Source organism: Micromonospora chaiyaphumensis, from assembly GCF_900091435.1.
Classification (GTDB): Bacteria; Actinomycetota; Actinomycetes; order Mycobacteriales; family Micromonosporaceae; genus Micromonospora; species Micromonospora chaiyaphumensis.
In genome coordinates, this window is sequence record NZ_FMCS01000006.1 from 204362 (window position 1) to 219550 (window position 15189).

Annotated in this window: 14 protein-coding genes and 1 riboswitch; of the genes, 7 read left to right on the top strand and 7 right to left on the bottom strand. The window is 72.2% G+C overall.

Features of this window, described 5'->3' with window-relative positions; genetic code table 11:
- Positions 1-20: 20 nt before the first annotated feature.
- Positions 21-566, bottom strand: a complete 546-nt coding sequence (locus GA0070214_RS17985; RefSeq protein ID WP_091264640.1) for a pyridoxamine 5'-phosphate oxidase family protein — start codon at positions 564-566, stop codon at positions 21-23.
- 78 nt (positions 567-644) lie between these two features.
- On the opposite strand from GA0070214_RS17985, the gene dcd reads away from it, so the two are divergent.
- Positions 645-1223, top strand: coding sequence for a dCTP deaminase (gene dcd / locus GA0070214_RS17990; RefSeq protein ID WP_091264644.1), 579 nt, complete (start codon positions 645-647; stop codon positions 1221-1223).
- Positions 1224-1280: 57 nt separating this feature from the next.
- Here dcd and GA0070214_RS17995 read toward each other — a convergent pair whose 3' ends face one another.
- Entirely contained in the window at positions 1281-2318 is a 1038-nt protein-coding gene (locus GA0070214_RS17995; protein ID WP_091264649.1) for a C40 family peptidase, read from the bottom strand.
- A gap of 13 nt (positions 2319-2331) precedes the next feature.
- Positions 2332-2467: riboswitch (cyclic di-AMP (ydaO/yuaA leader) on the bottom strand.
- A 242-nt stretch (positions 2468-2709) separates the two neighbouring features.
- On the opposite strand from GA0070214_RS17995, the gene GA0070214_RS18000 reads away from it, so the two are divergent.
- A complete protein-coding gene (locus tag GA0070214_RS18000; protein WP_244167755.1) occupies positions 2710-4707 on the top strand; it encodes an N-acetylmuramoyl-L-alanine amidase in 1998 nt (665 codons plus the stop codon).
- Positions 4708-4773: 66 nt separating this feature from the next.
- Here GA0070214_RS18000 and GA0070214_RS18005 read toward each other — a convergent pair whose 3' ends face one another.
- The 3 genes from GA0070214_RS18005 to GA0070214_RS18015 form a co-directional block, all read right to left on the bottom strand.
- Entirely contained in the window at positions 4774-5775 is a 1002-nt protein-coding gene (locus GA0070214_RS18005) for a C40 family peptidase (protein ID WP_208602813.1), read from the bottom strand.
- Between the two features lie 179 nt (positions 5776-5954).
- Positions 5955-6959 (bottom strand): hemolysin family protein, encoded by a 1005-nt coding sequence (locus GA0070214_RS18010; protein ID WP_091264655.1) that lies wholly within the window; start codon positions 6957-6959, stop codon positions 5955-5957.
- Positions 6952-8259 carry a hemolysin family protein gene (locus GA0070214_RS18015; protein ID WP_091264659.1) on the bottom strand — a complete coding sequence of 436 codons (1308 nt, stop codon included), beginning with the start codon at positions 8257-8259 and terminating at the stop codon, positions 6952-6954. Before GA0070214_RS18015 ends, GA0070214_RS18010 begins: the two co-directional genes overlap by 8 nt.
- A gap of 107 nt (positions 8260-8366) precedes the next feature.
- On the opposite strand from GA0070214_RS18015, the gene GA0070214_RS18020 reads away from it, so the two are divergent.
- A complete protein-coding gene (locus GA0070214_RS18020; RefSeq protein WP_091264663.1) occupies positions 8367-9044 on the top strand; it encodes a GOLPH3/VPS74 family protein in 678 nt (225 codons plus the stop codon).
- A 70-nt stretch (positions 9045-9114) separates the two neighbouring features.
- On the opposite strand, the gene GA0070214_RS18025 is transcribed toward GA0070214_RS18020, so the two are convergent.
- Together GA0070214_RS18025 and GA0070214_RS18030 are read right to left on the bottom strand one after the other, a co-directional pair.
- Positions 9115-11313 (bottom strand): (Fe-S)-binding protein, encoded by a 2199-nt coding sequence (locus GA0070214_RS18025; RefSeq protein ID WP_091264667.1) that lies wholly within the window; start codon positions 11311-11313, stop codon positions 9115-9117.
- 190 nt (positions 11314-11503) lie between these two features.
- Positions 11504-11767, bottom strand: a complete 264-nt coding sequence (locus GA0070214_RS18030; protein ID WP_091264673.1) for a cell division protein CrgA — start codon at positions 11765-11767, stop codon at positions 11504-11506.
- Positions 11768-11998: 231 nt separating this feature from the next.
- On the opposite strand from GA0070214_RS18030, the gene GA0070214_RS18035 reads away from it, so the two are divergent.
- The 4 genes from GA0070214_RS18035 to GA0070214_RS18050 are packed head-to-tail and all read left to right on the top strand — an operon-like array spanning position 11999 to position 15133.
- Positions 11999-12805 carry a DUF881 domain-containing protein gene (locus tag GA0070214_RS18035; RefSeq protein ID WP_091264677.1) on the top strand — a complete coding sequence of 269 codons (807 nt, stop codon included), beginning with the start codon at positions 11999-12001 and terminating at the stop codon, positions 12803-12805.
- Entirely contained in the window at positions 12802-14202 is a 1401-nt protein-coding gene (locus tag GA0070214_RS31875) for a class E sortase (protein WP_167364288.1), read from the top strand. Before GA0070214_RS18035 ends, GA0070214_RS31875 begins: the two co-directional genes overlap by 4 nt.
- Before the next feature lie 3 nt (positions 14203-14205).
- Positions 14206-14478 (top strand): hypothetical protein, encoded by a 273-nt coding sequence (locus tag GA0070214_RS18045; RefSeq protein ID WP_091264681.1) that lies wholly within the window; start codon positions 14206-14208, stop codon positions 14476-14478.
- Between the two features lie 4 nt (positions 14479-14482).
- A complete protein-coding gene (locus GA0070214_RS18050) occupies positions 14483-15133 on the top strand; it encodes an aminodeoxychorismate/anthranilate synthase component II (RefSeq protein WP_091264685.1) in 651 nt (216 codons plus the stop codon).
- Positions 15134-15189: the final 56 nt, after the last annotated feature.

Here is a 15189-nt window from a genome sequence, read left to right on the forward strand (position 1 = left end):
CGGCAACACGGGGTACGGAGTCAGGCCGCCGGGCGGCGGGTGTCGAAGCCGTGCCGGCCGCGCCGGCCTTCGGGGGCGAGCGGGTCACGGCGGGCCGGTGCGGTCGCCCGCGGGTCGAGCCAGACGCGCACCTCCGGCCGGCCGGCACCGGGGCGGGCCACCTGGTCGCGGCGGGTCAGCATCGCCACGTCGACGGTGAACTCGAACAGCCGCCAGTCGCCCTGCGGCGCGGCCCGGCCGATGCGGGCCACCCGGGCGACGGTCGCCGGATCGGTCACCGGGCGGGCCCGGCCGGCCACGTAGGCCTCGTCGTCGCTCTCCTCCGGCGGAAAGGAGTGCAGCGCGTAGCGGCCGTCGCGTTCGAGGTCGCGGCGCTTGGGCGAGTCGATGACGAAGCACCAGAGGCCGTCGTCGGTGATGACCGGGGAGACCGGGTGCACGCGCGGGCCGCCGTCGGCGCGGACCGTGGCGAGGTAGCCGAAACCCGGCCCGTACTGCTGCAACAGGAGGCGGATCTCGTCGGCGAGGCGGGGCTCGTCGGCGGCGAATTCGGACCAGGAAGCCATGCGGACATTCTATCGAACAGGTGTACGAAGATGTAGTCCGACACGCAGGTCACCCGTACCGGTCGCTATGGTGTTCCGATGCTGCTCTCCGACCGCGACCTGGTCTCCGAGATCAAGGCGGGCACGCTCGCGCTGGAGCCCTTCGAGCCCACGCTGGTGCAGCCGTCCAGCATCGACGTCCGTCTGGACCGGTTGTTCCGGGTCTTCAACAACCATCTCTACACGCACATCGACCCGTCCGTGCAGCAGGACGACCTCACCTCGATGGTGGAGGTGCCCGAGGGCCAGCCGTTCGTGCTGCACCCGGGCGAGTTCGTGCTCGCCTCCACGCTGGAGGTGATCTCGCTGGGCGACCAGCTCGCCGGGCGCCTGGAGGGCAAGTCCAGCCTGGGCCGGCTCGGCCTGCTCACCCACTCCACCGCCGGCTTCATCGACCCCGGCTTCTCCGGTCACGTCACGCTGGAGCTGTCCAATGTGGCGAACCTGCCGATCACGCTCTGGCCGGGCATGAAGATCGGCCAGCTCTGCATCTTCCGGCTCTCGTCGCCGGCCGAGCACCCGTACGGCTCGGCCGTCTACGGCTCGCGCTACCAGGGGCAGCGCGGCCCCACCCCGAGCCGGTCCTGGCAGAACTGGCGCACCTGGCCGACGCGCTGACCGACCCGACGACGCCGGCGTAGGGGCCCCCGCCGTGCGGGAGCCCCTACGGACCGGTCAGCCCGGGCGGCCGTAGCTGTTGATCTGGCCGTCGTCGACGCGCTTCATCGTGATCGGCTTGCCGGACTGGGAGGCGTGCACCACCCAGCCGTCGCCGACGTACATGCCGACGTGGTGCAGGTCGCTGTAGTAGAAGACGAGGTCACCGGCGCGCAGCTCGCTCCGGCTCACCCGCCTGGTCACGTCGTGCTGCTGCCGCGCGTTGTGCGGCAGCGAGACGCCGGCCTTGGCCCAGGCCGCCATGGTGAGGCCGGAGCAGTCGTAGTGGTCCGGCCCGGCGGCGCCCCAGACGTAGATCTTGCCGATCTGGGCGCAGGCGAACTTGACCGCGACGCCGGCCGCGCCACCCGGGTAGCCGGCGGGGCAGGGCGCCGGGCGCAGCGGGCCGCCGCCACCGTTGCCGTAGACCTTGAGGCGCAGCTTCTGCAGCTTGGCGATCTCGGCGTCGATCTGCTTCTTCTTGGCCGCGAGCTGGGCCTCGGTGCGCGCCAACCCCGCGATCATCTCGTCCAGCGGCCGCTTCTTGGCAGCGAGGTCGTCGCGCAGCTCGGCGACGGCGCGTACCTGCTCCTGCTGGCGGCTCGCGAAGCGGTCGAGCAGGGCGAGACCGTCGACCAGGTCGCTCGGCGACCGGCTGCCCAGCAGCGCGTTGACGGTGGAGAGGTTGTTGTCGCCCTTGTACGCGTCGGCGGCGAGCCCACCCACCTGACCGAGGGCGGCGTCCACCCGCGCCTCGAGCGGGGCGATCTGCTTGGCCAGCGCCGCGGCCTGCTTCCGCTTGGCGGCGAGCTGCTCGCGGGTGGCGTTGACCTGTTCGATGATGGGTTCGAGCTTGTTCCAGTCCTGGTCGATCTGGCGCTCGATCTCGGCGACCGACGGGTCGGCGTGTGCCGCCGTGGCGCCGCCGGTCAGGACGACGGCGGTGCCGACCAGGGCGGCGAGGGCGGTGGTGAAGCGGGGCCAGCGGGAACGCGGCGCAGCCGTCGAGCGGTCGACCGACCGGCCCGACGGTGGCCGCGGGGCATGGTGTGCCACCGGGCTTCCGTACTCCTTCTTCCTGGCCGCCTACCGGGTTAGCTGACGGGTTCGGGCGGGAAGGGAGCCGCCCTACCGCAGTGGCTGCGGATTCACCCCAGGTACCTGGGTCCCCGGCTCGCCCGGAGGCGACTCGGCGGTGTCGGACCGTCACCACCCGGGTTGGACGGTGAAGCTGGCGGTCGACGATTGACCAGAGTAGAGAGCGTCGTTACCATTCCGCAACCCAAGGGGCCATGACACTCCGTACGTGAAGGATTTCTTCACGAGAGATTACTTGCTGGAAAGGTATTGACCCGGAGGGTGCGCGGGGTGAGGGTTGGGGACGCAGTGACCCCCATCCCTGTCTGGAGGTTCGATGCACCTCACACCCCCGCCGTCGGGCAGACGGATGCTGCTGGCAGCCGCCGTCGCGGCTGCCACCGCACTGGTGGCGACCGGACCGGTCGCCGCCGAACCGCTCACCACCCAACCCGCCACCGACCGCCAGGACCAGTACGCCGCCGCCGCGGCGGAGTACGGCGTGCCGCAGAACGTCCTGCTCGGCGTCTCGTACCTGGAGTCCCGCTGGGACACCCACCCGGGCCAGCCGAGCACCAGCGGCGGCTACGGCCCGATGCACCTCACCGACGCCCAGCACGTCCTCGCGACTCCGGCCAGCGGCCACGTCGACGAGGACGAGGACCCGCGGGGCGACGACTCGCGCCCGCTCACCCTCGACCCGGCCCGCGCGGCCGCGCCGGCGGAGGACGTGCTGCCGCAGGCCTCCCTGCAGACGCTCGACGCCGCCGCGGCGCTCACCGGCCTCAGCGAGGACACGCTGCGCACCGACGCCGCCGCGAACATCCGGGGCGGGGCGGCGCTGCTCGCCTCGTACCAGAAGCAGTTGGGTGCACCGGTCGGCGCCGCCACCGACCCGGCGGCCTGGTACGGCGCGGTGGCCCGCTACTCCGGCGCGGACACCGAGGACGCGGCGGCGGCCTTCGCCGACGAGGTCTACGACCAGCTCGGCCTCGGGGCGAGCCGGACCACCGACGACGGCCAGCGGGTGACCCTGGCCGCCACCACGGTGACGCCCGACCAGTCCGGGCTGCACAAGCTGGGCCTGCGCCGGGCGGAGCGGCCCGACGGGCTGGAGTGCCCGGTCCGGCTGGCCTGCGAGTGGATCCCCGCCCCCTACGAGCAGCTCAGCGCGGACCCGGGCGACTACGGCAACCACGACCTCGGAAACCGGCCGGCACAGCAGAAGATCGAGTACATCGTCATCCACGACACCGAGGGCTACTTCGGCCCGAGCGTGAACCTGGTGAAGGACCCGACCTACCTGGGGTGGCACTACACGCTGCGGTCGGTGGACGGCTACGTCGCCCAGCACATCAAGGCCAAGGACGTCGGCTGGCACGCCGGAAACTGGTACGTCAACGCCAAGTCCATCGGCCTGGAGCACGAGGGCTTCGCCGGGCACGGCACCTGGTACACCGAGGCGATGTACCGGGCCTCGGCCAAGCTGGTCCGGCACCTGGCGCTGAAGTTCCAGATCCCGCTGGACCGCCAGCACATCATCGGCCACGACAACGTCCCCGGCACCACCGCCGGCACCGTGGCCGGCATGCACTGGGACCCGGGCCCCTACTGGGACTGGTCGCACTACTTCGACCTGATGAAGGCGCCGTTCCACTCCACCGGCACGCCGCACACCGGCCTGGTCACGATCGACCCGGACTTCGCCACGAACCAGCCGGCCTTCACCGGTTGCAACCAGCAGCCGCCGGGCGTGCCGAAGCCGACGCCGCCGGCCGCGCCGTGCCCGCTGCGCGGCTCCTCGGCGGTCATCCTGCGGACCGCGCCGAGCCCCACCGCCCCGCTGGTCAACGACCTCGGTCTGCGGCCGAACGGCACGCCGGACACCATGTACATCTCCGACCACGGCGCACGCGCCTCGGCCGGCCAGACGTACGCCCTCGCGGACATCCAGGGCGACTGGACCGCGATCTGGTACCTCAACCAGAAGGCCTGGTTCTACAACCCGGCCTCCGCACCGACGGCCAAGTGGGCGAACGGCTTCGTGGTGACCCCCAAGCCCGGGAAGACCACCATCCCGGTGTACGGGCGCGCCTACCCCGAGCGGGCGGCCTACCCGGCCGGGGTGCCGTACCAGACCATCTCCCCGCTGCAGTACTCCCTCTCCGCGGGCCAGCGGTACGCGGTCGGCGGGGTCCTGCCGGGCGAGTACTACCGGGCCGTCACCTTCGACGGCTCGGCACCGGGTGACTGGACGGTCATCCGCGGCGAGAACCGGTACGTGCAGATCCAGTTCGGGCACCGGGTGATGTTCGTGAACCTCGACGACGTCCAGATCCAGCCCGGCTCGGTCGGCGGGCCCGCCTGACCGACCTGATGACGAAGGCCCCCGGTCCGTACGGACCGGGGGCCTTCTCGTCACTCGGGAGCCGGGTCAGGTGACCCGGACGAAACCGGCGAGCGGCTGTGTGCTGATGCTGGACACCTGGACCGGCTTGCCGGTCCGTGGTGCGTGCACCATCACCCCGTTGCCGAGATAGAGCCCGACGTGGTGCAGGTCGCTGCCGAAGAAGACGAGGTCACCCGGCCTGGCCTCGGAGCGGGAGACCCTACGGCCCTCGTTCCACTGCGCGCCGGTGAAGTGGGTGAGCGAGATGCCGGCCGCCTTGTAGGCGTACTGGGTGAGGCCGGAGCAGTCGAACGAGTTCGGGCCGGTGGCGCCCCACACGTAGGGGTCACCGACCTGGGCGCAGGCCGTCTTGATCGCGGTGCGCGCGGCGCTGCTGACCACGCCGTCGATGGCCGGGCAGCCCGCCGGGCGGATCGAGGTCACCGGGAGCATCGCCGTCAACCGCTTGATCTCGGAGTCGATCTGCTTCTTCTTCGTCGCCAGCTCGGCTTCCTGCTTCTGCTCGGTGGCGATCAGCGCGTCCAGCTTCTGCTTCTGCCGGTTGTACTTGTCCCGGACGGCCAGCACGCCGGCGATCTGCTTGCGCTGGTCGTCGGCGAGCCGGTCGAGGATGACCAGCTGCTCGGCGAGGGTGCCCGGGCGGGTGCTCACCAGCAGCGCGCCCATCTCCTGGGACGGGCCCTGGATGTAGTAGCGGGCGGCGATGTCGCCGACCTTGTTCATGGCGAGCGCCGACTCCAGCTCCAGCGGCACCATCTTCTTCTGGAGGTCCGCCGACTTCTTCTTGTTGACCTTGAGCTGGGAGCGGACCTTGTTGTACTGCTCGATCGTGGGTTCGAGCTTCTCCCACTGCTTGTCGATCTGCGCGTCGATCTCGTCCACCGACGGCGCCGCGTGCGCCGGGGCCGTCAGCATCCCGGCACCGACCGCGACAGCTGCGACAAGGGTGAGGAGACGGCGTACCACCCGGCGCATCCCGGCCGGTCGGACGGGCGGCTGGCTCGGGGCGTGACGATCAGGGGGCATGGTTGCCACCGGCACGGACTCCTTTGCAACCGACCGCCGGGCGCCTCGCGAGAGGGAAGGTCGAGGCAGACGACCCACAGCGGTCGGTGCCCCACATTAGGGAAGGCACCGGGGTGGAATCAAGGCGACCTTTGGTTCAATCACGTCTGCGCGACCGCTTGTGTACCAAGGGTATTCATTCACTTGCCAACGATTGCCGTCAATACGTCGTCGAGTGTCACCACGCCCAGGGGTCGACGGCCGTCGCTCACCAGCACCATGTGCCGCCGCTCGCGGCGCATCGAGAGCAACAGGTCGGCCAGCGTACGGTCGGGCGGCACCACGGCCAGCGGCCGGTAGATGCCGACCGGCACCGGGGCGCGGCGGCTGGCGCCCGCGTAGCCCAGCACGTCCTTCACGTGGACGAAACCGAGCACCCGCCGCGTGGACCGCTGCACCACCGGGAATCGGGACCGGCCGGTGCGGGTGGCCAGCACCTCCAGCGACGCCGGTGAGACGTCCTCGGCCACCGTGGTCACCGTCGACCACGGTTGCAGAGCGTCGGCGGCCGTCCGGCTGTGCAGGGCCAGCGCGCCGGTGATCCGGGCGTGCTCCTCGGCGTCCAGCAACCCCTCGGTACGCGCCTGCGAGACCAGGCCGGCCAGTTCCTCCGCCGTGAACACCGTCTTCACGGCGTCGGTCGCCTCGACCCGCCACACCCGCAGCACCTGCCGGGCCGACCACTTCATGGCCAGCAGCAGCGGCTTGGTGCCCAGGCAGAACGCGAGCATGGCCGGGCCGAGCCAGAGCGCGGACGGTTCCGGACCGGCCAGGGTGATGTTCTTCGGCACCATCTCGCCGACGACGGTGTGCAGGAAGACCACCACACCGAGGGCGATAACGAAGGCCACCGGGTGCACCGCCGAGGCGGGCAGGCCGAGCGCCTCGAACGGGGCCTCCAGCAGGTGGGCCAGCGCCGGCTCGGCGATCGCGCCGAGCCCCAGCGAGCAGACCGTGATGCCGAGCTGCGCCCCGGCGATCATCAGCGGGATCTGGTTCATCGCCGAGAGCGCCCAACGGGCCCGCTTCGAGGTCGCCGCCAGCGGTTCGAGCACGGTGCGGCGGGAGGCGATCAGGGCGAACTCGCTGCCCACGAAGAAGGCGTTGCCGAGCAGCAGCACGAGGGCGACCAGCAGTTCACTCACCGTCGTCGGGCTCCTCCGGGCGGACCACCCGGACCTGCTCGATCCGGTGGCGGTCGATCTCGACCACGGTGAACTCGTAACCGGCCTCCTCGACCGTCTCGCCGGGCACCGGGATGTGCCCGAGCCGGGCCATCAGGAAGCCGGCCAGGGTCTCGTACGGCCCCTCGGGGAGCCGGAAACCGGTCTGCTCGATCAGTTCGTCCTCGCGGAGCACGCCGTCGACCAGCACGGTGCGCTCGCCGCCCGGCACGGTCAGCTCGACCGGCCCGGCATCGTCGACCGCGGCCGGGTCGAACTCGTCGGCGATCTCCCCGACCAGCTCCTCGACCAGGTCCTCCACGGTCACCACGCCGTCGGTGCCGCCGTACTCGTCGACCACGATGGCGAGGTCGGCGCCGGCGTCCTTCAGCGCGGCCAGCACGCCGTCGAGGTCGAGGCTCTCCGGGACGTACACCGGTTCGCGGGCCACCGCGGCGACCGTGGTGGCGGCCCGGCTGGCCAGCGGCACACCGAGCGCGTCGGGCACCCCGGCCACGCCGGTGACCAGATCCAGCGTCTCCTCGTAGACCGGGAACCGGGTGCGGCCGGTCTGCCGGGACAGGTCCAGCAGCTCGGCGACCGTCGCGGTGGCACGCAGCGCGATCACGTCGACCCGCGGGGTCATGGCCTCGGCGGCCCGCTTGTCGCCGAACCGGATGGTGCGGCGCAGCAGCATCGCGGTGTCCGGTGGCAACGCCCCGGCCCGGGCCGAGATGGCGGCGAGCAGGCCGAGCTCCTCCGGCGACCGGGCGCTGGCCAGCTCCTCCTGCGGCTCCACGCCGAGCCGCCGGACCAGCCGGTTGGCCGAGTCGTTGAGCAGCCGGATCAGCCAGCCGAAGGTGCGGGAGAAGGTGCGCATCGGCCCGGCCGTGCCGAGCGCGGTGGGCATCGGCCGGGCCAGCGCGAGGTTCTTGGGCACCAGCTCGCCGAAGAGCATCGAGATGAGGGTGGCCAGCGCCAGGGCGAGGAGGCCGGAGATCCGTTCGGCCCCGCCGACCGGGCGCAGCAGCGGGGCGAAGAGCCGGGCCAGCGCCGGCTCGGCCAGGTAGCCGGTGAGCAGCGCGGTGATCGTGATGCCGAGCTGGGCGCCGGAGAGCTGGAAGGACAGCTCGCGGAGCGCCCGGCGTACCGTGGCGGCCCGGCCGTCGCCCTCGCCGGCCCGCCGGTCGATCTCCGCCCGGTCGACCGTGACCAGGGCGAACTCGGCCGCGACGAAGAACGCGTTGCCGGCGGTCAGCAGCACGAAGCCGACCAGGGGCAACAGCGTGGTAACCAGCAGGCCGTCGATGAGCGCGATTGTTCCACGGGCCGGCAGCCGGCACGAACCGGCGGCGGGCGGGCTGGCGGCCCGGACGTAGCGTGGATCGCATGAACCGCCTGCTGCTCACCGACGAACTGGTCCTGCTCGCCTACGACGACGCCGGCACCAACCGGCTCGGCCGGCCGCACCTGGACCACGGCCTCGCCGGGGCCGTCCTGCTCGAGCTGGCCCTGGCCCGCCGGGTCGAGGTGACCGGCGGCCGGCTGGCGGTGACCGACCCCGCCCCGATCGGCGTGCCGCTGCTGGACCAGGCGCTCGCCACCGTCGCCGGGGACCGTCCGCGCAAGCCGAAGGACTGGATCGGGAGGCTGGCCAAGGGCCTGCCGGACCGGGTGCTCGACGGCCTGGTCCACGCCGGGGTCCTGCGCCGCGAGTCGGACCGGGTGCTGTGGGTGTTCCCGCGTACCCGCTATCCCTCGCCCACCGGCGCGGAGCCGGCGGTGGAGACGGCGGCCCGGGAGCGGATGCTGGCCGCGCTTCTCGGCGACGGCCCGGTGGACGCCCGGACGGCCGCGCTGCTCGCCCTGACCCGGGCTGTCGGCCTGGACCGGAAGCTCTTCCGCGAGCTGCCCCGGGAGCGGGTCAAGGCCCGCCTGGGCGAGATCGCCGCGGGCGACTGGGCCTCGGCGGCCACCCGGAAGGCCATCGAGGAGACGCAGGCCGCGGTGCTGATCGCCACGACGGCCGCCGCCACGGCCGCCATCGCGACCACCACGGTCTCCTGACCGACGACGGCGGCGGCACCCGCCTCGGGGTGCCGCCGCCGTCGTGGTTCGGCTCTGCCTGGGGTACGCCTCAGCCGGCGACCGCCTCGGTCTCCTTCTCGCCCGCCGGGGCGTCCGGCTTGACCGAGCGGAGCAGCACGCTCGCCACGTCGACCACCTCGACCTGCTCGCCGGCGCCCTTGCCGTTGACCCCGTCGTTGAGCATCGTCGAGCAGAACGGGCAGCCGACCGCGATGGTCTTCGCCCCGGTGGACATGGCCTCCTCGACCCGGTCCACGTTGATCCGCTTGCCGATCTTCTCCTCCATCCACATCCGGGCGCCGCCGGCGCCGCAGCAGAAGGAGCGCTCGCTGTTGCGCGGCATCTCGGTCAGCTCGCCCTGGATGGCGTCGCCGAGCACCTCGCGGGGAGCGGCGAAGACCCGGTTGTGCCGGCCCAGGTAGCAGGGGTCGTGGTAGGTCACGCCGCCGTCGACCGGCTGCACCGGGGTGAGCTTGCCGGCGGCCACCAGGTGGGCCAGCAGCTGGGTGTGGTGCACGACCTCGAACTCGCCGCCGAGCTGGCCGTACTCGTTGCCCAGGGTGTTGAAGCAGTGCGGGCAGGTGGCGACGATCTTGCGCTTGCTCTTCTCCCGGCCCTCGAACGCCTCGTTCAACGTCTCGACGTTCTGCTGGGCGAGCATCTGGAAGACGAACTCGTTGCCGATCCGGCGGGCCGGGTCACCGGAGCAGGTCTCGCCCTCGCCGAGGATGGCGAAGGAGACGCCGGCCTCGTTGAGCAGCGTGGCCACCGCGCGGGTGGTCTTCTTGGCCCGGTCCTCGAACGCGCCGGCGCAGCCGACCCAGAACAGGTACTCGAAGTCCTCGACCTCGCCGACCCGCGGCACCTCGAAGCCGAGGCCCTTGGTCCAGTCCTCGCGGGTGTTCTGCGGGGCGCCCCACGGGTTGCCCTTGTTCTCCAGGTTGCGGAGCATGACGCCGGCCTCGGACGGGAAGCTCGACTCGATCAGCACCTGGTAGCGGCGCATGTCGACGATGTGGTCGACGTGCTCGATGTCCACCGGGCACTGCTCGACGCAGGCGCCGCAGGTGGTGCAGGACCAGAGCACGTCCGGGTCGATGACGCCGCCCTCCTCGGCGGTGCCGATCAGCGGCCGGTCGGCCTCGGCCATGGCCAGCACGTCGACGCCCGCCAACTGCTCCTGGGTGGCCTTCTCCTCGCCGGTCAGGTCCTTGCCCCCACCGGCCAGCAGGTACGGCGCCTTGGCGTACGCGTGGTCGCGCAGGCTCAGCACGAGCAGCTTCGGCGACAGCGGCTTGCCGGTGTTCCAGGCCGGGCACTGCGACTGGCAGCGACCGCACTCGGTGCAGGTGCTGAAGTCCAGCAGGCCCTTCCAGGTGAACTGCTCGACCTGGGCCACGCCGAACTGGTCCTTCTCGGGGTCGGCCTCCTCGAAGTCGAGCGGCTTGCCCTCGCTCGTCATGGGGCGCAGCGGGCCGAGGCCGGAGCCGGCCGCCTTCTCCGGGTCGCGCTTGAAGAAGATGTTGGGGAACGCCAGGAAGCGGTGCCAGGCGACGCCCATGGTGACGTTCAGCGAGATCACGATGAGCCAGGTCATCGAGATGGCGATCTTGATGACGGCGGCGACGCTGACGCCGGCCGTCCAGGCCGGGAGCGCGGCGCCGACCGCGTGGCTCAGCGGGGTGGCCCAGACCGGGTACTCGAAGTGGTCGGTGGCGACCTTGAAGCCGCGGATCACGAAGCCGAAGATCAGGACCAGCAGCACGACCCACTCGACGAAGTAGCCCTGCCACATGGTCGAGCCGGTGAACCGGGAGCGGCCGCCCGGCCGGGTGGGCCGGTTGCGCAGCCGGATCCCCATCAGCACCAGGATGCCGGCCAGGCCCAGGATCCCGATCCACTCGGTGGCCAGGCCGAAGATCGTCCAGTGCCCGATGATCGGCAGCCCGCCGCCGGGCGTGACCACCTCGAAGTACGCCTCGAGCACCAGCAGCGACAGCACGATGAAGCCGACCATCACGAACCAGTGCGCCGCGCCCACCACGCTCCACTTGAGCATGCGGGTGTGGCCGGCCGTCTCGACCAGCATCTTCTTCGTGCGGGCGCCCTTGTCGGCGAACCGCTCCGGCGCGGGCTGGCCGAGCCGGATGACGGCCGTCATCTTCATGACCGCGCGCACCGCAAGCCACACCGCCACGGCGGTGATGGCGGCCGCGAGGATCGTGGTGACGATCTGGACGCTGCCCATCGAGTTGGCCTCCCGGTCTGCTGCTTGTCAGTGCAGCCTACGCGCAAGGTTACCCAGCAGTAACGTGAGTCATCTCGCACCGGCCACGCCGCCCTGCCGACACCTTAGGGGCAGCGGGCGCCGGGCGCCGGTCAGGGGCGTCCCGGCGTGACCTACGCCCGTGGGCGCAGGGCGGCGGAGCCGGTCGGGATCAGCGCCAGCGGGAGAGCAGGATCAGCGAGGAGACCATCGCGCCGAAGCCCACCGCGAGGTTCCAGTAGCCCCACGTGGCGACCGGGTAGGCCTGCTCGGAGAGGTAGTAGACGACCAGCCAGCCGATGCCGACCACGATCAACGCGACCGCGGTGATCGGCAGCCAGACCGGGCTAGGCTTGCGCGTCGCCGCCGTCGCCGTCGGACGCACGTCCGTCGGCGGGGTGTACACCTTCTTCTTGCGGACCTGAGACTTGGGCACGACGCTCTCCAGAGGGGGGTACGACCTCGTCCGGCCTGACAACCGGGCGCGGGGGCGACGGTCCATGGCCAATAATGTTCGACAGCTAGCGTAGTCCGGCCGGACCGTCCAGGCCACGAATGGGGTCGGGCCGGTGCACGCAGTGACCGAAAAGGGTGGGACTTTTCGGGTCGAGCACACCGGTCCGCGCCATCGCGGGCCGGAACGAGACGACGGGGAAGGGAACGCCCGGTGGAGTACACGTCCGGCGCCGCCTCCTGGCAGAAGGTCCTCCGGCGCGCGGTGGTCGGCCTGCTGCCGCGCCGGCCGCGTCAGCGCCGCCCGGGCTGGTCGATCGGCGTACCCCTGATCGCCGCCGCGGCCGGGCTCCTGTTCACGACCACCGCGACCACCGCCGGTGGCACCGCGCTTCGGGAGGACCGGCGTCCCCAGCTCACCCAGTTGATCGAGGACCGGCGCGAGGAGGTCGCGGCCAGCGAGGCGAAGGCCGCCCGGCTGCGCGCCGAGGTCGAGGAGCAGACCGGCGAGCTGGCCGGCGCCGACGGCCCGATCAAGGCACAGCGGGACCGGGCCGCCGCCAGCCGGCAGGCCGCCGGATTCACGGCGCTCACCGGCAACGGCATCACCATCGAGCTGAACGACGCGCCCCGGCGGGCCGACCAGCCCCTGCCCAAGGGCGCGAGCAACGACGACCTGGTGGTCCACCAGGGCGACGTCCAGGCCGTCGTGAACGCGCTCTGGGCGGGCGGCGCGGAGGCCATGTCAATCATGAATGTCCGCGTGCTCAGCACCAGCGCGGTACGCTGCGTCGGTAACACTCTGCTGCTGCACGGCCGGGTGTACTCCCCTCCTTTCAAGATCGTGGCAATCGGCGATCCCGCCGCCTTCCAGCGGGAACTCGCCGCGTCCAAGGGAGTCCGGTTGTTCAGGGAAGCCGTCGACCACTACCAGCTCGGCTACTCCGAGACCATCTCCACGGTCACGGTGCCGGCATTCGAGGACTCGACCGCGCTGCAGTCGGCGAAGGTCCCCCGGTGACACCGGACGACCACCGGGAGCCCAACGGGCGCCACCGCGACCAGAACGACGACGCGACCGCCTTCCTCCCGAAGGTCGAACGGCCGGCACCCCCACCGCCCGGCCCGCCGCTCGACCTGCCCTGGCCGGACCGGGCGGCGCCGCCCTCGGCCAGCGACCAGCCGCCGGCCCGCCCGCGCCCGCACGCGGCCCCGCCGCCGCCCTGGCCCGGGGACCGGAGCCGCCCCCCGGCGCCCGCCGCCCGGCCGGTGTCACCGCCGCCCGCAGCACCGCACGGCCCCACCGTGCCGCACAGTCCCACCGCGCCGCACAGTCCCGCCGCGGCGCACGGCCCCGCCGCGGTGCGGCCGTCCAGTCCCGGTGAGGCGCCGACGGCGTTCATCCCGCCGCTCGGCGACCGGCGCGAGCGGCACCCGGCCGGAAACCCGGTCGAGCGTCCCCGCAGCGAGGCGGCCCGTCCGGCCGCGACCGGCCCGGCGGACCCGGGAGCGACCGCGGTGATCCCGGCCGTGAGCCGCCCGGCGGCCCGCCCGCCGGCGCTGGACTCGACCGCGCTCATGGGTGCCGTGCCCCCGGCCCCGGACACCGGCGACGGCGACCAGGCGGGCCCCCCGGCCGAGCCGCCACGGCCCCGCCGCGGTGAGCGGGTGGTGCAGCTCCGGCCGGAGCAGACCGGCGAGGGCTACAAGAGCGTCTACTCCGAGCTGACCCGGCCCACCGTCGGTTCCCGGCTGCGGACGATCGTGCGGGGCACCGGCGAGGTGCTGATCACCTTCGGCCTGGTGGTGCTGCTCTTCGCCGGCTACGAGATCTGGGGCAAGTCGGTCATCGTCGACGCCCACCAGAACGACCTGAGCAGCCAGCTCGCCCAGGAGTGGGGAGCGGACCCGACGGTCGGCCCGACCGCGTCCGCCGGCCCCAGCGCCAAACCGAAGCCGCCCGCCGAGGGCAAGCCGGTCGCCGGGCTCTATGTCCCGAAGTTCGACAAGCACTGGGTGGTGGTCGAGGGCGTCACCCCCGACGACATCCGGTACGCGCCCGGCCACTACCCGAAGAGCGCCATGCCGGGCGAGGTGGGCAACTTCTCCGTCGCCGGCCACCGCATCCGGTCCACCTTCTGGCGGCTGGACGAGTTGAAGTCGGGCGACGCCATCGTGGTCGAGACCAAGACCGAATGGCTCGTCTACCGCGTCTACCAGCAGCGGATCGTGAAGCCGTACCAGGTCGAGGTCGTCGCGCCGGTGCCGGGCAAGCCGGACGCGCCGCCCACCGAGAAGCTGCTGACGCTGACCACCTGCAACCCGAAGTTCGACAACTACCAGCGGCTGATCATCCACGCGCGGCTGGACCACGTCCAGGCCAAGGCGGCGGGTCGCCCGGCGGAGCTGGAGGGCTGAGGCGTGTACGGCTGGATCTGGCGCAAGCTCCCGCTCGGGCTGCCCGGGAAGCTGATCGGCTCGGTGCTGCTGGCCGCCGCGACGGTTGCCCTGCTCTGGTTCGTGGTCTTCCCGTGGGCCGAGCCCCTCCTCCCCTTCGACGACGTGCAGGTCACCCAGGATTCCGGCGTGCCGGGGGACGGCGGGCTCACCGAGCCGACCGAGCGGCCGTCCGAGGAGGAGATCCCGTACAGCACCGAGTCGAACAACGCCCCGCCCTCCACCCCGAGCAGGTGACCCGATGCGCGTCCTCGTGATCGACAACTACGACTCGTTCGTCTTCAACCTGGTGCAGTACCTCGGCCAGCTCGGCGTGGACTGCGAGGTGCGGCGAAACGACGAGATCGACGTGGCCGAGGTGGGCCGGGCGGGCGCCGCCGGGGTGCTGCTCTCGCCGGGGCCGGGCAGCCCCGACCGTGCCGGCATCTGCCTCGACGTCATCAAGGAGTATGCCGGCAAGCTCCCCCTGTTCGGCGTCTGCCTCGGTCACCAGGCCATCGGCGAGGCGTTCGGCGCGACCGTGACCCGGGCGCCGGAGCTGCTGCACGGCAAGACCTCCGAGGTACGCCATCAGGGCGTGGGCGTGCTCGCCGGGCTGCCCGACCCGTTCACGGCCACCCGCTACCACTCGCTCGCCGTGCTGCCCGAGACGCTGCCCGACGAGCTGGAGGTCACCGGCCGGACCGGCTCCGGCGTCGTGATGGCCATGCGGCACCGCACCCTGCCGATCGAGGGCGTCCAGTTCCACCCCGAGTCGGTGCTGACCGAGGGCGGCCACCTCATGCTGGCCAACTGGCTGGCCGTCTGCGGCTTCCCCGAGGCGCTGGAGCGGGCTCCGGAGCTGGCCGCCGAGGTCGACGCCCGCCGCCGGGCCGCGTTCGCCGCCGCCTGAGGCTCGGCTACGCCAGATGCGCGAAGTGGCGGTGCCCGGTCGACCGGGCACCGCCA